The sequence below is a fragment of the Actinomycetospora aeridis genome (assembly GCF_037400275.1).
In the GTDB taxonomy this organism is placed as follows: Bacteria; Actinomycetota; Actinomycetes; order Mycobacteriales; family Pseudonocardiaceae; genus Actinomycetospora; species Actinomycetospora aeridis.
Window position 1 is genome coordinate 63,875 of record NZ_JBBEGL010000003.1, and the last position, 21,304, is coordinate 85,178.

The following is a 21,304-nucleotide window of genomic DNA, read 5'->3' on the forward strand; positions in this document are numbered from 1 at the left end:
CGGCCGGTGGTCGTCAGGGGTACTCGTCGTGGCGCTCGGCGCGGTACGGCGGCTGCTGCGGCCGACCCGCCGGGGTGTCCTCCCACGTCTCCTGACGGCCGAGCGCGGTGAGGTCGAGCATCGACAGCGTCGGCAGCAGGGGCTCGACGCCGCGGCCGGTGACGAAGTAGGTCCGGTAGACGGTGTCGTGGTCGTCGCGCAGGAACACGTTGACGCCGAACATCTCCGGCACGTCGAAGTCGCGGCTGAAGTCGTCGCCGACGAGCGTGTACCAGGGCGCCTTGTCCCAGCCCATGTGCCGCTGCAGTGCGCTGATGTTGTCCTGCTCGGCAGGGGAGACCATGGCGAAGCTCGTGTCCCACGCGTGGAGGTGGGCCAGGTGCGGGACGTGGTCCGCGAGGTACGAGCACCCGGGGCAGCCCTTGTCCGGCCAGCCGCGGACGTCGTGCTCGTAGAAGAACCGATAGACGAGCAGCTGACGCCGGCCCTCGAAGAGGTCGAGCAGGCCGACCTCGCCGTCCGGGCCGACGAAGCGGTAGTCGGCCTCCACCCGCGTCATGGGCATGCGGCGTCGCTCGGCGGCGAGCGCGTCCCGGGCGCGGGTGAACTCCTTCTCCTTGACCAGCATGGCCTCGTGGGCCTTCCTCCACTCCTCCGTCGAGACCACGGGCGGCAGAGCGGCGTCGGGCAGGGGTGCGGACGTCATCGCGGACCTCCTCCTCGTCGGTACGAATCTGATACTTAACGATACAATAGTAGTAGCAATTCGCAACCACGGCGGCCCGGCCGCGCGATCGACCGTGGACAACCGGTGACGTGCGGAGTTCGATGCGGAAGGCATGGGAGCCACCCCGGCCGCGGCCGAGTGGTCCACGGACGCGGTGGATCAGGACCACGCCTTCGACTACTGGCGTGACCTCATCTGCGACGCCTTCGTGCAGCTCTCCGCCCGGCCGGTGCTGCCGGGCCCGTTCGCCGGCTCGATCACCCACCGGGCCCTCGACGAGGTCGAGCTCTCGACCGTGACGGCCGACGCCCAGCGCGTCGACCGCACCCGGTCGCTCATCGCCCGCAGCCACGAGGACTACGTGCTCGCCAGCATCCAGCTCGAGGGCTTCGGCGAGATTCGCCAGGACGGACGGGTCGCCGGGCTCCGGGCCGGGTCGATGGCGTTCTACGACAGCACCCGGCCGTACACGCTCGTGTTCGGCGACCACTTCCGTCAGCTCGTCATCCAGGTGCCCCGGTCGGCGGTGCCCGCCGCGCGGGTGCGCGACGCGACCGCCGTCGCCGTCGAGGGGGTCGGCCCCGGGCGCCTGGTGACCGACTTCTTCGTCGGGCTGGCCCGGGAGGCCGCGGTCGGCCGTCCCGCGCCCGGACTCGCGCCGCACGCCGTCGGCCTCTTCGAGTACGCGCTGGGGCTGGCGGGCGCCTCGGACGAGCCCGGCGAGGCCGCCGTCCGGCAGGCCGTCCTCGACGCCATCGCCCGCGCGGCCGGGGAGCCCGGCGTGAGCGCCGAGGACATCGCGGCCACGTGCCACATCTCGCGGCGCACGCTCTTCCGGGTGCTCTCGGCGGACGGGCGGTCGCTGCGCGAGCTGCTGCGTCACGAGCGGGTGCGCCGGGCGAAGGGCGTGCTCCGTGCGGAGCCCCGCCTGCCCGTCGCGGCCGTCGCCGTCCGGTGCGGTTTCGCCGGTGAGGCCCAGCTGCACCGGGCGTTCCGTGAGGTCACGGGCCTCAGCCCGGGGGAGTTCCGGGCGGGCGGGTGATCAGGGGTCGTCGAGGCCGGCGGCCGCTATCCGGGCGGTCGTGCGGTCGACCGCGGCGCGGAGCTCGGGTTCGCCGCGGTCGAGGAACGCCGTGACGACGTGGTCGGGGCCGTAGCGCCGACGGACCTCCGCCCATCGTTCGTCGGGGGTCAGGCGCTGACCCTGCGGGCCGGTGACGGCGTCGCAGTACCAGAGTGCGTCCCGGGTCGCGCTCGCCTCGTCCGGGAAGCGGTCCAGGCCCTCGACGCCGCGGAGCTCGGCCTCGATCGCGGCACCCGAGTGGTGCGCGACGAGCGCCGTGACGCGGCGGTCGTAACCCCTGGTGGCGAGGAACCGCGCCCCGTCCAGCGGGTGGAAGCCGGTCCGCACGACGGCGGGGAGTACCCGACGTCGTGGAGCACCGCGGCCTGGATCAGGACCTCGCGGTCCACCTCGGGGAGCTCGGCGACCCGCAACGCTTCCCGGGCGACCGATTGGAGGTGGAGCCAACGATCGGGGAGGTGGTCGGCGAGCATCGTCTCCGCGAGGGCCCGGGCTTCGGCGAACGACGGCACGGCCTGATCGTCGCGCGTGGCGGGGTGGTTGAGCGAAGGGCACCTTCGCTCGGATAGGCGGGGCGAGGGGCGCCTTCCGCCCGAATCAGTGCGCTCGCCGGCGCTGGGGGTTCTGAGCGAGGGGCACCTTGGCTCGGATAGACCGGCGAGGGGCGCCTTTCGCCGGAATCGGTGCGCGCCGGCGCGGCGGGGCGAGCGGCACGTTCGGCATGGTCGACAGGGCTCGTGGGCTGTGGTTCGTGCGGGTCGCGGAACTCGCCGAAAGAATCTTGGGGGAGTTGTCCGGAACGGCCCGGGACTGTCGGGGGTCGGGGCTAGATTCGAACACATGAGCGAACGGGTGGGTGGTGTCGAGCGGGAGCTCCTGGACCGCTCACGCGCCCACGTGATCGCCCATCGGCAGGCGTACTACCAGCGGCTGGCCGACATCGCCGAGTTCGACGAGCTCGGTATGGCCGCCCGGGCCGGGTACCGCACGACCTACGGGTTGATCGCTGATCGGGACCACCTCGGCCAGACGGAGGCGAAGCGGCTGGTCGCCGAGGCCCAGGATCTGTGCCCGCGCCGGAGCATGGCGGGCGAACCGCTGCCGGCGCGGTTGCCGGCCACTGGCGATGCGCTGCGTGCGGGGTTGATCGACCCGGGACACGTGAAGATCATCCGGGAGACGATGCGGAAGCTGGCCGGGCTGTCTGGGCTGTCTGGGCTGGCGGGGGTGGCGGCGCCGTCGTTGCCGGATCTGGTGGTGATCGAGGCGTCGTTGGCTCAGGCGGCGCGGGCGATGGCGCCGCACATGCTGGACAAGCTCGCGAAGCAGATCATCGACCGCTGCGACCCGGACGGGGCCGCCCCACCCGAGGGCGGGGCTTCCCGCGACGAGTTGCTGGTGGTGCGCCGCAAGGACGGCTCCTTGGCGTTGAAGGGCGCGATGCACGATCCGATGGACGCCGAGGCGTTCATCAACGTCATCGCCGTGCTCTCCGCCCCGGCCGGTGCCGAGGATCAGCGTCCGCTGGCGCGGCGGCAGATGGAGGCGTTGCACGAGCTGGTCCGCGACGCCCGCCGCCCCCACGGCCTGGCCACCGAAGCCGAACACGGGCAGGCCGACACCGACGCGACCTCCGACGCGACCTCCGACGCGACCAGCGACGCCAATGCCGAGGCGAGCGAGCCCGCCGACACTGACGCCGACACCGACACCGACACCGACACCGACACCGCCGCCGCCGACACCGACACCGACACCGAGGACACCGAGGACAGCGAGCCCGCCGCGGCCGACGACCCGCGCGAGAGCGACTCGGGAGAGAGCGACTCGGGCGAGAGCGACTCGGGCGACAGCGACTCGGGCGAGAGCGACAGCACGGGCTCTAGCACCCAGGCTGAGGGCGACGCGGCCGGTGCTGATGAGCCGTGGGCGTTGATCCCCGAACCCCGCCGCTCCACCACCACCACGACGCGCGGCAGGACTGGCTGGCTCGGGGGACCCGGGCGGGCGCTGCTGACCGTCACGATCGACCACCGTTGGCTCTGCGAAGCCCTCGCCGAGCAGAACGACACGCCCGGCCAGCCCGGACAGGGCGGGTTCGGGACGCTGGACTCTGGCTACGCCGTGGACGCCGCCACCGTGCGCCGGTGGGCGTGTGACGCCGAGATCGTCCCGGTCGTGCTCGGGGCGAAATCGGAGCCGCTGGACGTCGGGCGGCGTCAGCGCACCGCCACCGACGCGATCCGCCGCGCGCTGCACCTGCGGGACGGGGGGTGCGCGTTCCCCGGCTGCGACCGCAGCCCGCGCCGCTGCGAAGCCCACCACGTGCGCGAGTGGTACCGGCACCGCGGTGACACCGCGCTGGAGAACATGGTGCTGCTGTGCCGCTATCACCACCAGCTGCTCCACCACCGGCACTGGACGATGGAGATGATCGAGGGCCGGCCCTGGTTCACCCCGCCCTGGATCGTCGACACCGACCAGACACCCCGACCCGGCGGCCGACCCCACGTCCCCCTCTGAGGAGCAGGAGAACGCTTCGAGAACCGAAGCGTTCGTGGTGCAGAACGCACCGCGGGAGCCGTCAACGCCCCCTATCGGACGTCCGTCCAGAGGTCGGGGGACATGTCGCCGTGTCCCCCGATCGCACGCCGGGGCGGTCTGCTTAAAATCTTCGCGCCGCGGTCGAACAGACGGCCGCTTCGTGGATCGGGGCGCCGGCCCGAGGCCGTGCGCTCGCCAGGTCCTTCCGTTGTGCGCAACCGCTCGCACCCGTTGTCCGGGGTGGGGGCGACCGGTCGCGCGCACGGCAGGCCCACGGCACGACGCCTTCCCGCGCTGCCCCGACTTCCCGTAGCGACCGTGGAAGGTGAGGGACACCGCGTGCACCCGGGCCAGGCCGAGCAGCTCGTCGGCGCTCTGCGCAAGGCAGCCCAGACCCTGCTCGAGCGACAGAGCATCCGTGATCTCCAACAGACGCTCTCGGAAATCGTCGCCGCAGCGGTCGACACGGTGCCCGGCGCGACGGCCGGCGGCATCTCCGTCAGCGAGGACGGGATCGTCGACACCCGCAACCCGACGAGTCGCGGCATCTCCGACCTCGATCGGCTCCAGGGCGAGCTCAACGAGGGGCCGAGCATCACCGCCATCGAGAGCCCGACCGAGGACGGCGTGGTCATCGCGCAGGACCTCGGCGGCCCCGACGGGGAGCGGTGGCCCCGGTTCGCGCCGGCAGCGGTCGCCAAGGGCTACCGGTCGATGCTGTCGGCCCAGCTCGCCACCACCGGGACGATGCGCGCGGCGCTCAACCTCTACGCCGCCGAGCCCTACGTCTTCGACGGCGAGGCACGGCTGACCGCCGGGCTCTTCGGGGTCCAGGCCGCGATGCTCCTGCACGGCAGCGAGCAGGCCGTCCACCTGGGCCGGGCCGTCGACAGCCGCGACGTCATCGGTCAGGCCAAGGGCATCCTCATGGAACGCTTCGTCGTCGGCGAGACCGAGGCGTTCCAGATGCTGGTCGAGTCCTCGCAGAGCACGAACCTCAAGCTCGTCGACGTGGCCCGCTGGCTCGTCGGCGAGGTCTCCCGACGCCGGGCGCGCCAGGCGACCACCGACGGCCACCGGCCCGAGCCCGCGACCGGCGACCTCTTCCCGCCCGAACGCTGACCCGTCAGTCCAGGACGACCGGCCCGGACGGCGTCCGGAGCTCCGCGCGCAGGGCGGGCGGCCCGTCCGTGACCGTCACGGCGCCGGCCAGCCCGAGAGCCTCGAGCCGTCGCCGCAGGGCGGCGGCGTCGGGACTCGACACCACGAGACGGTCGAGGCGGACGCCGGCGTCGGCGAGGGCGCCGGTCGGGTGCGCGCCCTCCCACACGATGAGCGACGGCACGAGCCCGCTGCCGTCGCCGGGCAGCGACCCGTCGGCCGGGACGGTCAGCGTCCACGACAACGCGTCCCGGGTGAGGTGCCGGCGCTCCCCGTGGTCGTCGGGGGCCGGCGGCAGCACCGGCGGACGCGCCACCCAGTGCAGCAGCCGGGGCCCGTCCGCCAGCCGGGACCGGACGGACGCGGAGTCGAGCCCGAACCACCGCGGCCGACCCGGCGCCGGGGCCTCGGGGTCGATCGCGATCAGCTCGAGGTAGGTCGCTCCGCCGAGCGCCAGCAGGGCGTTGTGAGTGCCGTACCGCGCGTGCCGACCGCCCGGGGAGAGGCGTACGCCGAGCCGTTCCTCGAGGGCGGGGACGCCCCGGGCGAGGTCGTCGGCGGCGACCACGAGGTGATCGACGGCAGGGGTGGACGGCACGGCGCCGACCGTACGGCGACCACCCGAGAGTCCTGAAAGTAGAGCAGTAAGTTGTGATTTAGGACCAATCGCTGCTACCGTCCCGCCATGACCTCCTCCGCGACGACGGGACGCCGCGCCTGGATCGGTCTCGCCGTCCTGGCGCTGCCGACGCTGCTGCTCTCCCTCGACATGAGCGTGCTCTACCTGGCCCTGCCCGCGCTCTCCGCGGACCTCGGCCTCGGGCCGACCGCGCAGCTCTGGGCGATGGACGTCTACGGCTTCATGATCGCCGGCTTTCTCGTCACCATGGGCACCCTCGGTGACCGCATCGGGCGGCGCCGGCTGCTGCTCATCGGCGCGGCCGCGTTCGGGGTGGCCTCGGTGGCGGCGGCGTTCTCGACCGGGCCCGCCATGCTCATCGCCACCCGGGCGCTGCTCGGGGTCGCGGGCGCGACGCTGATGCCCTCGACGCTCGGGCTGATCCGCACGATGTTCCCCGACCCGCGGGCGCGCGGGACCGCGATCTCGATCTGGATGAGCTGCTTCATGGGCGGCATGACGGTCGGTCCGCTGGTCGGCGGGGCGCTGCTCGAGGCGTTCTGGTGGGGCGCGGCGTTCCTCATGGGCGTGCCGGTGATGATCCTGCTGCTGGTGGTCGGCCCGGTGCTGCTGCCCGAGTCGCGCGACGCCGGCGCCGGGCGTCTCGACCTCGCCAGCGTCGCGCTCTCGCTGGGCGCCGTGCTGCCGGTGGTGCACGGGCTGAAGTCGCTGGCGGCCTCGGGCCCGGAGCCCGGCGCGCTCGTGGCGCTGGCCGTCGGGATCGGCCTCGGCGTGCTCTTCGTCCGCCGTCAGCTGCGCCTCGACGACCCGTTGCTCGACCTGCGGCTGTTCCGCCGCCGCGCCACGGCAGGTGCCCTGGGCATCAACGTCGGCGGGGGTGTCGTCATGGCCGGCACGTTCCTGCTGCTCACGCTGTTCCTGCAGCTGGTCGCGGGCCTGTCGGTGCTCACGGTCGGCCTGGTGCTCGCGCCGCTGCAGGCCGCGATGGTGGTGGCGTCCCTGCTCGCTCCGCGCCTCGCCCGCAGCATCCGCCCGGCGCGGGTCACGGCCGCCGGCCTGCTGATCGGCGCGGTCGGGCTCGGCATCGTCGGGTTGCTCGGCGCCGGTGCGGGTGGGGGCACCGTGGTCCTGCTCGCCGGCTTCCTCCTCGCGTCCGTCGGCATCGCCCTCCCCACGGCGCTGGGCACCGACCTGCTGGTGGGCTCCGTGCCGGAGGAGAAGGCGGGGTCGGCGGGCGCGCTGTCGGAGACCAGCGGTGAGCTCGGCATCGCCCTCGGTGTCGCGACGCTCGGCAGCCTCGCGACCGCGGTCTACCGCGACGCCCTCGTGATCCCGCCCGGGACGCCGGCCCCGCTCGCCGACGCCGCGCGGGCGGGCATCACCGAAGCGGCGGCGGCCGGGCCGACCCCCGCGCTCTCCGGTGCGGTCGAGTCCGCCTTCACCGCGGGCCTCGGCGTGGCCGCGACGCTCGGCGCGGTCGTCTTCGTCGGGCTCGCCGTGGTCGCGACGGTCGCCTTCCGCCACGTGCCGGTGACCGGTACGGCCGACACGACCGACCCGGCCGACCCGGCCGACACCACCGACCCGGCCGACACCACCGAGCCCCTCGACGACACCCCGGACACGCGGCACGCGGCCCCCGAGCCGGCCGCGGCCTGAGGTCCTTCCTCTCGGAGCCCGACGTCCCGCGCATGGCGGCACCGGTTACGGTGCCGCCATGCCGGGCTTCACGTGGCCGCCGCGCGACACCGACCGCAACCGCTTCCTGTGCCGCCTGCAGGTCGTGCTCTACGCGGTGGTCACCGCCTACTTCGGGGCCTTCGCCCTCGCCAGCGGCGCGCTGCTGCCGTGGGCGATCTTCACGCTCGCCCTGGCCGCGACGCTCGTGGTCGGCGTCGCCCTGGTGCTCATGCGCGCCCAGCGCCGCTGAGCAGGACCGTCAGGACGCCGGTCCGGTCGCGACGGTCTCCCACCGCCGCGACAGGGCGTCGAGGTGCTCGAGGAGCTCACCGAGACCCGTGACGTGGTCGGCCATCAGCTCGCTCTCGAGGTCGGACACCCGCCCGCGCAGCCGCGCGAGGGCCTCGCGACCGTCGGTGGTGAGCCCGAGGAGCTTGCGGCGGCCGTCGGCCGGGGCCTGGGTGCGCTCGATGAGCCCGCGGTCCTCGAGGCGCCGGCACACGTCCGCCATGGTCGACCGGTCCAGCGCGACCGTGGTCGCCAGCGAGCCCTGATCCAGCTTCGGATGGGCCTCGACCGTGACGAGCACGGCGTACTGCGGACCGGTGAGCACCGGATCGACCCGGCGGGCCCAGGCGGCGGTGTAGGCCTGGTGGAGTCGTCGGGCCAGGTAACCGGGTGCTTGGCGTATGACGGCCGGGGTGGCGGGGCCACCCTCCGAGGTCGTCGCGTCCCCCTCGCGTGACATTCGTCTACTGTGACACAACTCAGTGACACACAACGCATTACCGGCGGTCACGAGGATGACAAGCGGTCGTGTGACGCGGTCACCGGGCGTTCGGTCGGTTCCGGGGGCGTCGAGCACCCGCCCGGGGCCGGTGGGAGGGTCGCCGGTGTGGACGAGATCGCGGAGTGGAGCCGTGCCCAGGAGCGTGTCGTCGCGCTGGTCGCCGGGCTGACGCCGGAGAGGGCCGCGACGACGGTGCCCGCCTGTCCGGACTGGACGGTGCGGGATCTGCTCTCGCACATGGTCGGGCTCGGGGCCGACGTCATCGCCGGGGACGAGCCCGACGACCACAACGAGGAGTGGACCGCACGACAGGTCGACGCCCGGCGGGGGCGTGACGTCGGCGCGCTCGTCGCCGAGTGGGAGGTGGTCGCCGGGCCGCTGCGCGCCTGGATGGCCGAGCACGGGACGCGTCCCCTCGGCGACGTGACGATCCACGAGCAGGACCTGCGGGGCGCGCTGGAGGAGCCCGGGGGCCGCGACACACCGGCGATCGCCGCGCTGCGCGACCGCTTCGTCGGCCGCCTGACCCCGCGGCTCGACCCCGGCCTGCCGCCGATCGCGCTGGTGGGGGAGCAGTGGTCGTGGTGCTCGGCGGGGGAGCCCGCCGACGCGGCGGTCGAGCTGCGCGCCCCCGACTTCGACCTCGCGCGCGCCCTGATGGCCCGGCGCTCGGCCGCGCAGCTGCGCTCGTGGACCGTCCGCGGCGACGTCGAGCCCTACCTCGAGGCGTTCGCGACGCTCGGCCCGCTGCCGGAGCGGGACCTCACCGACGGGTAGCGCTCACCGCCGCGGCATCTGGCTGGGAAAGAGCAGGCGCACGTCGTCGAGGGTGACGAGGCGCAGGTGGATGACCTGCTCGACGACCGCGATCCGCCACCCGCGGGTCTTGTCGTTGAGGCGCAGCCCGCGCAGCCAGCGCTGGGCGTGACGGAAGGCCTCGCTCTGAGTCTTCGGGCTGGGCGCGGGGCGGCCCTCGGCGCGGTGCCACTCGGCGATCTGCTCGGCGTCGCCGTGCACGTCGCGCGGGAAGCTGCCCGGCCCGGCGTTCGCGGCGACGATCAGCGTCGGACCGCACGCGGCCACCAGCACCGACCACCACGTCTCGGCGGTCGGCAGCGACGTGTCGATGGTGCGCCCGCCCGCGAGCCCGCCGCTCGTGGACGGCCCGGCCCCGGCGGTCGGCGCGAAGCGCAGCAGCGCCAGCGTGAGCTCCTGGCCGTCGGGCAGCCACAGGCCCAGCGAGGAACGGTCGTCGCGGACGAGCAGCCCGTTGCCGACGCGGATGCGGTCCTTGCCCGGCACGCCCGGCACGAACAGCGTCAGCAGCCCGCCGTGTCGCTGGCGGTTGATGATCAGGTAGGCGTCGTCGCGGACCTCGATCTCGGCGGCCAGCCGCGAGACACGGTCGTCGGGGACCGGGACGTGCCGGGACGCCCCACCGCCGCGCCCGGTGGCGTCGCCGCGCCCGATGGTGATCCGTTCGCCCCACGGCACCGACTGCGTGTGCTCGGTGCGGACGTCGAGCACCGCCAGGCCACCGACGGGCAGCCGGGGCGAGTGGGCGTGGGCGGACCGCGGTGGGCGTGCGGCGGGTCGCGTCACGCCACCTCCCGGTCGGCCGGTTCCCGGAGTCGGGTCAGGGTCGAGTCCTCACTCGCCCCCGCCGCGGCGGGGGTCCGCCGGCCGACGCCAGCCTACTCCGGGCCGTCCGCCCCGGACGGTCGCGACGACCCGCTCGGCCACCGTCGGGCGGGCGGCGACCTGCGTGCCGCCGCCGAGGTGCGCGGGCGTCGTCGGGGACGTCACGGTGGCGCCGTCACGACCGCGGGAGCCGCGGGTGCCGGGCGCCCCGTGCACGGCGGTCCCCGGCTCGACGGGCCGCACCGGCGCCCCGCGCGGACCAGTTCCCCGGAACCCCCCGACAGAGTTCCGGGAACCCCCCGCCGGCCCCCGCGCCGGGGCCGGCCGAGGCGGTGCTGCCACCGGGGACACCGGCAGCGCCGGACCCGGACGGCCGGCTGCCCCCGGCGCGGCCGGGCCGGGCACCGGCGGGGAGGGGGGACCCGCCGGGGCGGCAGGCGACGACACCGACGAGGGGGTCGGGTCGGTCGCGGACGTGGTCGCCGCGGGTGTCGCGGCGGGACATGAGAACGCGGCGGTGACGAGCACGCGCCCGACGGGGACGTCGGTGCCCGCGAGCAGGTGCAGGAACGTGCGCTCGGCCATCCGGCGCGCCTCGCTGCTGCGGGCGTGCTCGAGGTAGCCGCTGAGCAGCTCGTCGGCGAGCACCTCGAGCGGCCAGCGGGCGGCGACGTCGGCCAGGTCGTCGGGGTGGAACTCCACCCACAGGTGCGGTGCGGCGACCCGCTGGCCGCGCGGGGTCCAGACCAGCGCCTCCTCCGAGGCGAGCCGGCGGGCCGCCGCGCGGACCAGCCCGTCGCCCTGCACCCACGGCCGCCCGAGCATGCCGCGCAGCGTGCGGCGCACCCGCTCGCCGGCCGAGGCCGGCCCGAGGTCGGCGGTGGGCAGGGCGTCCGCCACCGGGGACGGGCCCCCGGCGTGTCCGCGGGACGTGCGGCCGCTCCAGGACACGACCAGCCAGGCGCCGCCGGCGGTCGCGGCGACGAGCACCACGACGAGCAGGGCGGTGAGGAACGAGCCGGACGCCAGCCAGATCAGGAGCAGCAGCGCGAGCGCGCCGGCTCCGGCGAGGCGAGGGGCGGGCCCCCTCACCGCGGCGTCCCGTCGGCCAGGGTGGGCGCCTCGCCCGGCAGCAGCGTCAGCGGGCTCGGCAGGTGCTCCGCCGCGGCGCCGAGCAGCGTGCTGTCCCGGGCCGCGTCGCCGAGCCCGGACGGGCCGATCGCGCTGATCACGCCGGCGGCGAGGACGAGCAGCATGAGGGCCAGGGCGCCGTGGGCGGCGACCCCGAGGACGCGGTCGGGCAGCCCGGGACGGCGCCACCCGCCGCCGGTGCGTCGCGCGAGGTGGTCGCCGAGACGGCGGCCGAGGCCCCAGCCGACCAGGGCGCCGATCAGCGCGGCCCCGATGACGACCGCGCCGCGTGAGACCCCGTCGTCGGCGCTCACCAGCATCGGCACGAGCCAGCGGGCGAGCGCGCCGGCGAGGAGCACCCCGGCCACGGCGCCCGCGGCCTTGAGCACGAGCCCCGTGCCGCCGCGGCGCCAGCCGCGCAGCGCGGCGATCACCACCACCGCGAGCACCAGGACGTCGACGACGGTCACCGGCAGCCTCCCGACACTCGATCCGTGTCCGGCGCTGCGCACACGGCGCCGGGTGACACCGAGTCAACGCCGCCCGTGACGGTGCCGGAGCCGGACGATCGGGAACTAATTCCCGGAGTCGGGCCGGGCGCCCTCGAGGGGGACGAGCACCTCCTGCATGCCGGGGCTGTCGACCGGGCCGCCGGCCATCCGCGTCAGGAAGCCGACGACGCCGGCTGCGCCCCAGTGCCACGACGGTTCCCCGCCGAGCGTCCACGTCCCGGCCTCCCGGGTCGCGCCCCACCGGTGCTCCGGCGTCGCCACGGCGAGCAGCCAGTTGCGGGCGGCACGCGCGGCGCCGGCGAACTCGTCGTCGCCGGTGACGCGGCCCAGCGAGTCGAGGAACCAGCCGGTGCCCGCCGCGCCGCTGTTGGTGGCGGTGTGCACGGTCGGGCTGCCCTCGAACTCCGCCCACGCCCGCCCGACGGGCTCGGTGAGGGACACGTCGACGAGCCAGCGCCCCGCGGCGCGGGCGCGCTCGAGGTGGCGCGGGTCGCCGAGGACGGCGTGGGCCTGCAGGGAGACCCAGCCGATGCCGGCTGCGCCCTCCTCCATGCCGGTGGCCCGGTTGGGGTTGTCGGGGACGAGGGCCTCCGGCCCGGCGCCGAGCAGTATCGGCCAGGTCACCCCCCGCCCGGCGGGCTGCGCCGTGCGGTCGAGGAAGCCCAGCGCGGACTCCGCGTCGCGGCGCCACCGCTCGTCGCCGGTGGCCTGGTACATCCGCAGGAACACGAACGCCGCGCCCGCCGTGCCGGACAGGAAGCCGGTGTTGCGCCGCGGCTCGTCGTCGCGCTCGGGCAGGCCACCGTCCTCGTCGAGACGGCTCGACAGGTACGCCGCGCCGCCCGCGGCGTACGCGGTGAGCTCGGGGTCGCGCAGGCGCTCGCCCATCACCGAGAGCGCGTAGACGATCCCGGACTGGCCCTCGCCCATCCCGTGCCGGTAGGAGGGCTCGCCGCCGCCCTCCACGTCCGCCCACGCCCAGCGGCACCGCTGCGGGCAGGGGAGCCCGTCGACGCCCTCGGCGCGGTCGAGCACCCACCGCAGCGAGGCCCGCGCGCCCTCGCGGAAGCGCTCGTCGCCGGTGGCCTCGCCGATCCGCCACAGCACCTCGGCGACGCCCGCGGCGCCGTCGTCGAACGACGTGTAGGCGCGGTCGGCGGGCCCGTCGGGGTTCACGTAGTCGGGGACCCGGCCGCCGCGGGAGGCGCCGAGCAGGAAGTCGCCCGCCGCGCGGGCCCCGCCGAGCCAGCGCTCGCGGGCGGCGGGGTCGGGCGTCGCCGCGGCCAGCGCGAGAAACCCGTGCGCCACGCCCGCCGCGCCGACGTCGCGGTCGGTCTGGCGGTTCGGCGCCTGGATCGCGCTGGTCCAGGCGCGGGCCCCGGACACCTCCGCCGGCGTGTCGGCGCCGAGCGGGTCGGGCACGGCGTCGTCGAGGAGACGGTTGGCGAACGCGGTCGGGAGGGCCGGGTCGGCCGACTGCGGGCTCGTCCCGGGCGGGGGCTCCTCGGCGGGCGCCGCGGCGCAGCCGGCCGCGAGCAGCCCCACGGCGAGCACCAGGAGCAGGAGCCGCGTCACGGGACGACCGCCGCGGGCGAGCCGGCGTTGATCGCCGATCGCTCCGGGGACGGCGCGACCACACCGAACGTGAAGCCGCGGGCGCGCAGCTCGTCGATCGCGCGCGGGAGGTACTGCAGCTGGTCGGGGGAGCACGACACCACGTCGCCCGCGTCGTGGAGCAGCAGCATCGCCTGGTCCGCCGCCTCGGTGACGACGTAGTCGACCATCCGGTCCGCGCCGGGGCACTGGAAGTCGCCCTCCCGGTTCGACGTCCACTTCCAGTGGATCCCGCCCGTGATCCCGAGCCGCGCGAGCGCGGCGTCGCCGGCGGGGGAGGGCTGCCCGAACGGGTAGCGGAACAGCGTCGGGCGGACACCGGTCAGGTCGGTGAGCACCTGGTTCGTGCGGGCGATCTCGACCTCGGTCTCCTCGGGTGTCAGGTCCGGGAACCACGGGTGCTCCCACCCGTGGTTGGCGACGACGTGGCCCTCGGCCTGCACGCGGCGCACGATGTCCGGGTGGTCGGCCGAGTGGTTGCCCTGCAGGAAGAAGGTCGCGCGGACCCGCTTCGCCGCCAGGACGTCCAGGATGTACGGCGTGAGCTGGGGCGACGGCCCGTCGTCGAACGTGAGGGCGACCCGCGGCCCGGGCCGGGCGTCGGGTGCCGGGGGCAGGCCACGGTCGAACGCGGTCGCCGTGTAGCGCGGCCCGAGGGCGAGCTCGCCGCGGTCGGCGGCGCCCGCGAACGAGCCGACGAACGAGATCACGACCGTGCCCAGCAGGGCCACGGCGAAGAACAGCAGCGAACGGACGTTGCGGCGCCGGTCGTCGAACGACACGCGCTCAGCGGCGCAGACGGGCGCCGCGGCGCACGATCCGCACGAGCAGCATCGCCGTGAACACCACGGTCACCGCCATCAGCACGGCCGCCATCGCGTTGATGCCGGTGGCCGCCGCCAGCGCGAGACCGGTGGTCCCGCCGCCGACCCCGCTCGTGAGGTACATCGAGTGCTCGCCGTACATCCCTGCGCTCCGTCCCCTTCCGGATCTGTTGACTACCAGGCCTGGCGCCGGGCGTTGAGGCACCGCCAGGCGGCCACCACCGCGCACCACTCCAGGAAGAACCCGTAGAAGTCCTCCACCAGCACGATCGCGACCAGCGCGACGTCGGTGAACGACCGTCCCGGCAGCCGCCACATCGAGGTCACCCGCTCCAGCCACATGACGGCGAGCGGGATGAGCCCGATCAGCGCGTACCGGAACGGCACCGCGTAGATGATCATGAGGGCGAGCATCGTCAGGAACAGCACGCGGAAGAACACGCTGAACCCGAACAGCCCGTACGCGAAGATGTCCTTGCGCGTCGAGGTCGACCAGCCGCGCTTGAGGCACTCGTCCATCCCGCCGCGACCCCACCGCAGCCGCTGGGTCCACAGCGCGCGGAAGGTGTCCGGCGGCGTCGTGTAGACGTGCGCGTGCCGCGCCGCGGCGACCCGCCATCCCAGGGCCTTGAGCTCGAGGGTCAGCGCGTAGTCCTCGATCAGCGACGACCCGTCCCACGGCTCGCCGGCGGTGCGGGCCTTCGCGGCCGCGGCCAGGGCCGCGCCCCGGTACATCGCCGCCGCGCCGCTGGCCACCGAGACCCGCCAGCCGCGCAGGTCGCGCAGGTCGTCGTAGCGGGCGTACTCGAGGCGCTGCAGCCGCCACGCCAGGCCCTTGCCCGGCGTCGCCCAGTACCGGGCGCAGACCGCGCCCAGCACCACGTTCGACCGCAGCTCCGACGCCATCGCCGCCACCGTGTCCGGCAGCAGCACGGTGTCGGCGTCCATGGTCAGGACGAACTCGGCGTCCTGGGCGGCGACGCGCCAGCCGCGGTTGAGCGCGCCGGCCTTCTTGTCCGGGTTGTGCTCCATCTCGAGCACGGTGACCGGGTAGCGGCGGGCGATCTCGGCGGTGCGGTCGGTGCAGTTGTTCGCGACGACCACGATCCCGGAGATCTCGAGCCACTCGGGGATCTCCTGCCCCAGCAGGCCCTCGACGGTGGCCGCGATCCCCTCCTCCTCGTTGTGCGCCGGGACGAGGACCGCGACGGTCGTGGTGGTCGAGCGGCGTGGCTTCGTGGCGGTGGCGCGGGAGGCCTTCAGGGGCGCTCTGGCGGGAGTGCTCGTCGCCGCCGGGGGCGCGATAGCGGTGCGCAGCTGGATCGTCGGCGCGTCCGGGTCGCTGGAGCGACGGGCCGGGCGTCGGGGGGTGCCGGTGCCGGTGGGGAGTCCGGTCCGCACTGCCTGGCTGGTCGCCACGTCACCTCACCCGGTCGATGATCCGTCCTCGGAGCGCCGTCACCCGATCGGTAGGGGCTCCGCCGGGCATACCGTACACAGATCGGAATTCGTTACACCATCGTGAGAAATCGGGTGTCGCGAGCGATGTCTGCGTGTCACTCAGTAGTGGTTGTCGCGTCCATCACCCGGCCGTCGACGAGCACCCGCGTGACGCTGAGTGTTTCGTCCAGGAGGACGAGATCCGCCGCCCCGCCCGGGGTGAGACACCCCACGTCCCGCGCCCCGAGGAGCCGCGCCGGAACGGTCGTCGCGGCGCCGATCGCCTCGACGAGGCCCACGCCGGCGTCGACCAGCGTGCGGACGCCGCGGAGCAGCGGCGCGGCGGCGCCGGCGAGCCCGCCCGCGGCGTTGCGGACCGTTCCGCCCGCGAGCGTCACCGGGACCCCGGACAGCCGGAACGGGCCGTCGGGCATCCCGGTCGCCGCGGTGGCGTCGGTGACCAGCGCCCACCGGCCGGGGGCGGCGGCCGCCGCCAGCCGCAGCATCTCGGGGGCGACGTGGTGGCCGTCGCCGATCAGCGTCACGACGACCTCGGGCCGGGTCAGCGCGACGGCCGCGAGGCCCGGTGCCCGGTGGGCCAGCCCGCTCATGGCGTTGAACAGGTGGGTCACGGCCGTGACGCCGCGGTCGACCGCCGCGTGCGCGGCCGCGGCATCGGCGTCGCTGTGCCCGGCGGAGACGACGACGCCGCGGGCCCGGAGCAGCGCGACCAGGGCGTCGGCGCCCGGGAGCTCGGGGGCGAGGGTGACGACGTCGACCCGGCCGGCGTCGAGGAGCCGGGTGAGCAGGGCGACGTCGGGGTCGCGGCGGTGCTCCGGCGGATGCGTGCCGATCCGCGCCGGGGCGAGAAACGGGCCCTCGAGGTGGGCGCCGAGGAGGTGGGCGCCGCCGCTCGTGCGCGTCCGGGCGACGTCGAGCCGGCCCAGCGCGGCGGCCGTGCGGCCCGGGTCGTCGGTGAGCAGCGCGGGGCACAGGGCGGTCGTGCCGTCACGGGCCGCGGCGTCCCGGACCACGGCGACCTCCTCGACCGACGCGGTGGCGAGGTCGATGCCGGCGTAGCCGTGGCAGAGCAGGTCGACCAGCCCCGGGACCGCGATCACGCCGCCCCGCGCGGGCGGGAGGCCGACGGCGGCGACGCGGCCGCCGGTCACCTCGACGTCGCCCGGGCACCACGCCCCGTCGACCACCGCTCCCGAGACGCCCAGTCGCACGGGGTCAGTGTGGTGACCGGGCCGACCCGTGTCCCGCGGACACGGGCTCGCGCCGCCGATGCCTACCGTGGACGGCGTGGTCCCCCTCGAGATCGTCGGCTTCGTCGTCTCGCCCGCGCACGCGTACGAGGGGCGGCCGTCCGACGGACCGCGGCCGGTCGCCACCGAGCAGCCCGACGCCGTCGAGGTCCGCGCCGGTCACGGCGTGGTCGGCGACCGCTACGCGGGGCGGGCGGCACACCGGGAGGCAGCGGTGACCGTCCTCGCCGTCGAGGCGCTGGAGGCGGTGGCCGCCGAGCTCGGCGTCCCGCCGTTCGACCCGGCCGCGGCGCGGCGGACGATCCTCACGCGCGGGCTGGAGGTCGAGGCGCTGCGCGGGCGGGAGTTCGCGATCGACTCCGGCGACGGGCCGGTGCTCCTCGGCGGCGGGCGCCCGGCCGCGCCGTGCTCGTGGATGGACGCGGTGCTCGCGCCCGGTGCGCACGCGGCGCTGCGGGGGCGGGCGGGGGTCCGGTGCGCGGCCCTGTCGTCCGGGACGCTGCGGCTCGGGCCCGCGACGGTCACCGTCACCGACGGGCTCGGCGACCCGGACCCGGCCCGCGCCGGGCTCCCGCACCGCCGCCGCCTCGCCGTCTGAGCCGTGTGAGCCGTGTGAACTCCCCGTGGGATCGGTCTCGACCACGAGCCGCGGGCGGCCACCGGCGGGCAGGGTCGTGCGGTGAGCGAGACCGCTGAGATCGCGGGGACCGCCCGGCCGGGCATCGGGCGGGCCCGCACCCTGCTGCTGGCCGTGGTGTGCGGCGCCGCCGTCGCGAACATCTACTACGCGCAGCCGCTGCTGCACACGATCGGCGAGGCCTTCGGCGTCGGCGACGGCACTGCCGGGCTGCTCGTCACCGCCTCGCAGGTCGGCTACGCCGTCGCGCTGGCGCTGCTCGTCCCGCTCGGCGACCTGCTGGAGCGCCGCCGGCTCGTGACCGGGCTCCTCGCGGCCTGTGCCGTGGTGCTCGCGCTCGCCGCGGCCGCGCCCGGCTTCGGGCTGCTGGCCGCAGCGATCGCCCTGGTCGGCGTGACGTCCGCGGTGGCCCAGATCGCGGTGCCGCTCGCGGCGTCGCTGGCCGGCGACCACGAGCGTGGGCAGGTCGTCGGCACCGTGATGAGCGGGCTGCTCATCGGCATCCTGGGCGCCCGGACGATCGCCGGGTTCGTCGCGGAGGCCGGCGGCTGGCGCTGGGTGTTCGGCGCCGCGGCGGGCGTGATGGTGCTGCTCGCGGTGGTCGTGCGCGTCGGGCTGCCGGTGGTCCCGTCGACGGAGTCGGCGACGTACCCGCGCCTGCTGGGCACGGTGCTCACGCTGGTGCGCGACGAGCCCGAGCTGCGCCGGCGGATGGCGCTCGGCGCCGTCGGCATGGGGTGCTTCACGATCCTCTGGACCTCGATCGACTTCCTGCTCTCCGGGCCGCCCTACCACTACGGGCCGGCGCTGGTCGGCCTCTTCGGGCTCGCCGGCCTCGCCGGGGCGGGGATGGCGCTGCTGGCGGGCCGGCTCGCCGATCGCGGGTACCAGCGGCTCGTCGTCACGGTCGCGCTGGTCGTGCTCGCCGCGAGCTGGGGACTGCTCGGGCTCGGCGGGGCGTCGGTGATCGCGCTGATCGCGGGGGTGGTCGTGCTGGACCTCGCCCAGCAGGCGCTGCAGATCAGCCACCAGAGCGTCATCTACGCGCTGGCCCCGCAGGCGCGCAGCCGCGTCACCACGGCCTACATGGTCTCGACGTTCCTCGGCGGCACGCTGGCCTCGGCCGGGGTGGCGGTGGTCTACCCGGCCGCGGGCTGGATCGGGGTGTGCGTGCTCGGCGGGGCGGTCGCGGTCGTCGGGATCGGCGTCTGGTTCCTGCCCCGGACGTGAGTACTTTCCGGGCCTACTGGCCCGGAAAGTACTCACGAGGGATGCCCGGCCGCGCCCAGCAGGGCCGACAGGTCCGAGGCGGCGGCGGAGGTCGCGGCCGCGTGGGACGCCAGGTGCGGGCGGAGGCGCGCGGCCGGCCCCGAGACGGTCAGCGCGCCCACGATGCCGCCGTGGAAGCCGCGCACCGGGGCCGCGGCACCGGCGAGCGCCGGGTCGAACTCGCCGTCCACGACCGCGAACCCCGCGTCCCGCACGGCGGCGAGCACCGCGGGGTCGGCGCCGGCCGCCCGGGCCGCGGCGCCGTCGCGCTCGGAGAGCAGCACGCGCCCGGTGGATGTCGTCGCGGCGGGGACGTCGTCGACGTCGAAGCGCGCCCGGGGTGCCCCGCCGCCCGCCTCGGCGGTCAGCAGCGTCGCCACGCCGCGGCCGTGCAGGCGGCACAGGTGCGCGTTCTCGCCCGTGCGGGCCGCGAGCGCGACGAGCGCCGGGCCGGCCGAGCGCACGAGCCGCGACTCCGCGGTCCCGGCCGCCAGGGCGTAGAGGCGCCAGCCCAGGGCGTAGCGCCGCGAGCGGTCGTCGCGCTCCACGAAGCCCTCGTCCTCGAGGGCCGCGAGCGCCCGGGACACCTGCGTCGTCGCCCGGCCGGTGATCGCGGCGAGCCTGCTCACCCCGAGCCCGGCGGCGCGGGCCTCGGGCGAGGCGAGGGCGTCGAGCAGCTCGGTGTCGCGGCGCAGGCCGGCCGAGCGGGGCCGGGTCACGCCAGCACCAGCATGACCAGCGCGACCACCCCGCCGAGGGTCCAGGCGGCCGTGCGCCACCAGTTGGTGCGCGTGAGCCGGGCGTGGACGGCGGCGTCGAAGCCCCGCGCCAGGCGCTCGTGGCAGGGCACGGAGATCCCGAGCGTCACGGCCACCGTCGCTGCCCCGCACACCCCGGCCGCCACCCCGAGGAGCAGCGGGACGCCCGGCGGCCGCCACACCAGCAGCACCGCGCACGTCACCCCCTGCACCAGCCAGGGCAGGCCGATGAGCCGCCCCATCAGCCGGGTGTGCCGGGCGTGGAGCGCGACCCAGCCGGTGCGCTCCATCGCGGAGAAGCCCGGGTAGACGAGTAGCTGGACCGTCCACACCAGCCCGGTGCAGAACCACACGGCGGCGGCGTGGGTGCCGAGCAGCAGCGTTCCTGCCAGGGCATTTGCGCTCACCGCACGGATTGTTGCCGATCAGGGCGGCGACTTCTTCACTGGCGTCGCCCGCCCGTCAGGAAGAACGCCGCGTGAAGATCACCGACATCCGCCTCGAGCACCGCGAGACCGTGCTCGACCCGCCCTGCTACGCCGCCTGGGACCCCGAGCCCCGCACCCGGTTCGCCGCGACGATCGTGCGCGTCGAGACCGACGAGGGCGTCGTGGGCGTCGGCTCCGGCGACACGATGGCCGGGTTCTCCGACCACCGCGAGCTCTTCCTCGGCACCGACCCCCTGGCCACCGAGCTCCAGGTGCGGCGCATCGAGTCGGTCGGCTTCCACGCCGGCCGGTTCTGGCCGCTCGAGGCCGCGATCTGGGACATCGTCGGCCAGGTCGCGGGCCTGCCCGTCGCCACGCTCTTCGGCGGCGTGACCGACCGCCTGCCCGTCTACGCCTCGTGGTGCTCCGAGCAGCCGCCCGGCCGCCGCGCCGAGGACGCGCACCGGCTCGTCGAGCAGGGCGTCCGCGCCGTCAAGATCCGCGCGCATCCCCAGCGGCTGCGCCAGGGCGTCGCGGCCGTCGCCGCGGTCCGCGAGGCCGTCGGCGACCGCCTCGACATCATGGTCGACCTCAACCAGGCCTGGCGGATGGCCGGCGACGTCACCGAGCCGCTCGAGCTCACCGACGTCCGCCGTGTCGTGCGCCGGCTCGCCGAGTACGACGTCGCGTGGGTCGAGGAGCCGCTGCCCTACGCCGACGCCGACGGCCACCGCCTGCTGCGCGCCGACAACCCGGGCCTGCGGATCGCGGCGGGGGAGATGCTCGACTCCCTGCCGCAGACGCTCGCGCTGCTCGAGGCGGACGCCCTCGACGTCTACCAGGCCGACGTCGTGCTCGCCCTCGGCATGACCCGGGCCCGCCAGCTCGCCGAGGCCGCCCGCGCCCGTCACCGCCGATTCACCCCGCACACCTGGACCAACGGGCTCGGACTGCTCGCGAACCTCCACGTCGCGGCCGGGGTCGGCGCCGGGCCCTACCTGGAGTTCCCCGACGACCCGGCCGGCGGCTGGACGCCCGAACGGCGCGACTTCCTGCTCGCCGAGCCTCTGCGGCCCGACGCCGACGGCATGCTGGTCGTGCCCGACGCGCCCGGCCTGGGCGCCGTGCTCGCCTGACGTACCCACCGATCGAA

The 21,304-nt window shown here is 75.5% G+C and carries 23 protein-coding genes; 9 read left to right on the forward strand and 14 right to left on the reverse strand.

Features of this window, described 5'->3' with window-relative positions; translation table 11 throughout:
- Positions 1-13: 13 nt before the first annotated feature.
- Complete coding sequence (locus tag WCD41_RS10825) at positions 14-706, reverse strand: DUF899 domain-containing protein (protein ID WP_337713436.1); 693 nt, start codon at positions 704-706, stop codon at positions 14-16.
- A gap of 133 nt (positions 707-839) precedes the next feature.
- Between WCD41_RS10825 and WCD41_RS10830 the strand changes: the two genes are divergently transcribed.
- Positions 840-1,769 carry an AraC-like ligand-binding domain-containing protein gene (locus WCD41_RS10830; RefSeq protein ID WP_337713437.1) on the forward strand — a complete coding sequence of 310 codons (930 nt, stop codon included), beginning with the start codon at positions 840-842 and terminating at the stop codon, positions 1,767-1,769.
- Here WCD41_RS10830 and WCD41_RS10835 read toward each other — a convergent pair whose 3' ends face one another.
- Positions 1,770-2,138 carry a phosphohydrolase gene (locus WCD41_RS10835; protein WP_337713438.1) on the reverse strand — a complete coding sequence of 123 codons (369 nt, stop codon included), beginning with the start codon at positions 2,136-2,138 and terminating at the stop codon, positions 1,770-1,772.
- A 513-nt stretch (positions 2,139-2,651) separates the two neighbouring features.
- Between WCD41_RS10835 and WCD41_RS10840 the strand changes: the two genes are divergently transcribed.
- Entirely contained in the window at positions 2,652-4,334 is a 1,683-nt protein-coding gene (locus tag WCD41_RS10840; RefSeq protein WP_337713439.1) for an HNH endonuclease signature motif containing protein, read from the forward strand.
- Between the two features lie 360 nt (positions 4,335-4,694).
- Positions 4,695-5,477 (forward strand): GAF and ANTAR domain-containing protein, encoded by a 783-nt coding sequence (locus tag WCD41_RS10845; RefSeq protein WP_337713440.1) that lies wholly within the window; start codon positions 4,695-4,697, stop codon positions 5,475-5,477.
- A 4-nt stretch (positions 5,478-5,481) separates the two neighbouring features.
- Here WCD41_RS10845 and WCD41_RS10850 read toward each other — a convergent pair whose 3' ends face one another.
- A complete protein-coding gene (locus WCD41_RS10850) occupies positions 5,482-6,114 on the reverse strand; it encodes a VOC family protein (protein ID WP_337713441.1) in 633 nt (210 codons plus the stop codon).
- Between the two features lie 87 nt (positions 6,115-6,201).
- Here WCD41_RS10850 and WCD41_RS10855 point away from each other — a divergent pair, with 87 nt between their 5' ends.
- Together WCD41_RS10855 and WCD41_RS10860 are read left to right on the forward strand one after the other, a co-directional pair.
- A complete protein-coding gene (locus WCD41_RS10855; protein ID WP_337713442.1) occupies positions 6,202-7,815 on the forward strand; it encodes an MFS transporter in 1,614 nt (537 codons plus the stop codon).
- 58 nt (positions 7,816-7,873) lie between these two features.
- On the forward strand, positions 7,874-8,086 hold the full coding sequence (locus WCD41_RS10860; RefSeq protein WP_337713443.1) for a hypothetical protein: 213 nt from the start codon (positions 7,874-7,876) through the stop codon (positions 8,084-8,086).
- Positions 8,087-8,095: 9 nt separating this feature from the next.
- Here WCD41_RS10860 and WCD41_RS10865 read toward each other — a convergent pair whose 3' ends face one another.
- On the reverse strand, positions 8,096-8,584 hold the full coding sequence (locus WCD41_RS10865) for a MarR family winged helix-turn-helix transcriptional regulator (protein ID WP_337713444.1): 489 nt from the start codon (positions 8,582-8,584) through the stop codon (positions 8,096-8,098).
- A gap of 147 nt (positions 8,585-8,731) precedes the next feature.
- Here WCD41_RS10865 and WCD41_RS10870 point away from each other — a divergent pair, with 147 nt between their 5' ends.
- On the forward strand, positions 8,732-9,403 hold the full coding sequence (locus tag WCD41_RS10870) for a maleylpyruvate isomerase family mycothiol-dependent enzyme (RefSeq protein ID WP_337713445.1): 672 nt from the start codon (positions 8,732-8,734) through the stop codon (positions 9,401-9,403).
- Positions 9,404-9,406: 3 nt separating this feature from the next.
- Here WCD41_RS10870 and WCD41_RS10875 read toward each other — a convergent pair whose 3' ends face one another.
- The 8 genes from WCD41_RS10875 to nagA all read right to left on the reverse strand — a co-directional run bounded on the left by WCD41_RS10875 (position 9,407) and on the right by nagA (position 17,020).
- Positions 9,407-10,228 (reverse strand): hypothetical protein, encoded by an 822-nt coding sequence (locus WCD41_RS10875; protein ID WP_337713446.1) that lies wholly within the window; start codon positions 10,226-10,228, stop codon positions 9,407-9,409.
- Between the two features lie 48 nt (positions 10,229-10,276).
- Positions 10,277-11,359, reverse strand: a complete 1,083-nt coding sequence (locus WCD41_RS10880) for a hypothetical protein (protein WP_337713447.1) — start codon at positions 11,357-11,359, stop codon at positions 10,277-10,279.
- The gene (locus WCD41_RS10885) at positions 11,356-11,868 is read right to left on the reverse strand and encodes a CvpA family protein (protein WP_337713448.1); all 513 of its coding nucleotides are present in this window, start codon (positions 11,866-11,868) and stop codon (positions 11,356-11,358) included. Before WCD41_RS10885 ends, WCD41_RS10880 begins: the two co-directional genes overlap by 4 nt.
- Positions 11,869-11,973: 105 nt before the next feature.
- Positions 11,974-13,485 carry a lanthionine synthetase LanC family protein gene (locus WCD41_RS10890; protein WP_337713449.1) on the reverse strand — a complete coding sequence of 504 codons (1,512 nt, stop codon included), beginning with the start codon at positions 13,483-13,485 and terminating at the stop codon, positions 11,974-11,976.
- Positions 13,482-14,306, reverse strand: coding sequence for a polysaccharide deacetylase family protein (locus WCD41_RS10895; protein WP_337713450.1), 825 nt, complete (start codon positions 14,304-14,306; stop codon positions 13,482-13,484). Before WCD41_RS10895 ends, WCD41_RS10890 begins: the two co-directional genes overlap by 4 nt.
- Before the next feature lie 4 nt (positions 14,307-14,310).
- The gene (locus WCD41_RS10900; protein ID WP_337713451.1) at positions 14,311-14,490 is read right to left on the reverse strand and encodes a hypothetical protein; all 180 of its coding nucleotides are present in this window, start codon (positions 14,488-14,490) and stop codon (positions 14,311-14,313) included.
- A gap of 32 nt (positions 14,491-14,522) precedes the next feature.
- Entirely contained in the window at positions 14,523-15,767 is a 1,245-nt protein-coding gene (locus WCD41_RS10905; RefSeq protein ID WP_337713452.1) for a glycosyltransferase family 2 protein, read from the reverse strand.
- A 137-nt stretch (positions 15,768-15,904) separates the two neighbouring features.
- The gene (nagA, locus tag WCD41_RS10910; RefSeq protein WP_337713453.1) at positions 15,905-17,020 is read right to left on the reverse strand and encodes an N-acetylglucosamine-6-phosphate deacetylase; all 1,116 of its coding nucleotides are present in this window, start codon (positions 17,018-17,020) and stop codon (positions 15,905-15,907) included.
- A gap of 76 nt (positions 17,021-17,096) precedes the next feature.
- Here nagA and WCD41_RS10915 point away from each other — a divergent pair, with 76 nt between their 5' ends.
- Together WCD41_RS10915 and WCD41_RS10920 are read left to right on the forward strand one after the other, a co-directional pair.
- Positions 17,097-17,657 (forward strand): MOSC domain-containing protein, encoded by a 561-nt coding sequence (locus WCD41_RS10915; RefSeq protein ID WP_337713454.1) that lies wholly within the window; start codon positions 17,097-17,099, stop codon positions 17,655-17,657.
- 81 nt (positions 17,658-17,738) lie between these two features.
- Positions 17,739-18,926: an MFS transporter gene (locus WCD41_RS10920; protein WP_337713455.1), complete on the forward strand. Its 1,188-nt coding sequence runs from the start codon at positions 17,739-17,741 to the stop codon at positions 18,924-18,926.
- 32 nt (positions 18,927-18,958) lie between these two features.
- On the opposite strand, the gene WCD41_RS10925 is transcribed toward WCD41_RS10920, so the two are convergent.
- Both WCD41_RS10925 and WCD41_RS10930 read right to left on the reverse strand, forming a co-directional pair.
- A complete protein-coding gene (locus WCD41_RS10925) occupies positions 18,959-19,684 on the reverse strand; it encodes an IclR family transcriptional regulator (RefSeq protein ID WP_337713456.1) in 726 nt (241 codons plus the stop codon).
- Complete coding sequence (locus WCD41_RS10930) at positions 19,681-20,130, reverse strand: hypothetical protein (protein ID WP_337713457.1); 450 nt, start codon at positions 20,128-20,130, stop codon at positions 19,681-19,683. Before WCD41_RS10930 ends, WCD41_RS10925 begins: the two co-directional genes overlap by 4 nt.
- Positions 20,131-20,201: 71 nt before the next feature.
- On the opposite strand from WCD41_RS10930, the gene WCD41_RS10935 reads away from it, so the two are divergent.
- Positions 20,202-21,287, forward strand: a complete 1,086-nt coding sequence (locus WCD41_RS10935) for a mandelate racemase/muconate lactonizing enzyme family protein (protein ID WP_337713458.1) — start codon at positions 20,202-20,204, stop codon at positions 21,285-21,287.
- Positions 21,288-21,304: the final 17 nt, after the last annotated feature.

Coding starts and splice junctions, on each gene's coding strand:
- WCD41_RS10840 (WP_337713439.1), top strand. CDS start 2,652: ATGAGCGAACGGGTGGGTGGTGTCGAGCGGGAGCTCCTGGACCGCTCA.
- WCD41_RS10855 (WP_337713442.1), top strand. CDS start 6,202: ATGACCTCCTCCGCGACGACGGGACGCCGCGCCTGGATCGGTCTCGCC.
- WCD41_RS10860 (WP_337713443.1), top strand. CDS start 7,874: ATGCCGGGCTTCACGTGGCCGCCGCGCGACACCGACCGCAACCGCTTC.
- WCD41_RS10900 (WP_337713451.1), bottom strand. CDS start 14,490: ATGTACGGCGAGCACTCGATGTACCTCACGAGCGGGGTCGGCGGCGGG.
- WCD41_RS10825 (WP_337713436.1), bottom strand. CDS start 706: ATGACGTCCGCACCCCTGCCCGACGCCGCTCTGCCGCCCGTGGTCTCG.
- WCD41_RS10865 (WP_337713444.1), bottom strand. CDS start 8,584: ATGTCACGCGAGGGGGACGCGACGACCTCGGAGGGTGGCCCCGCCACC.
- WCD41_RS10830 (WP_337713437.1), top strand. CDS start 840: ATGGGAGCCACCCCGGCCGCGGCCGAGTGGTCCACGGACGCGGTGGAT.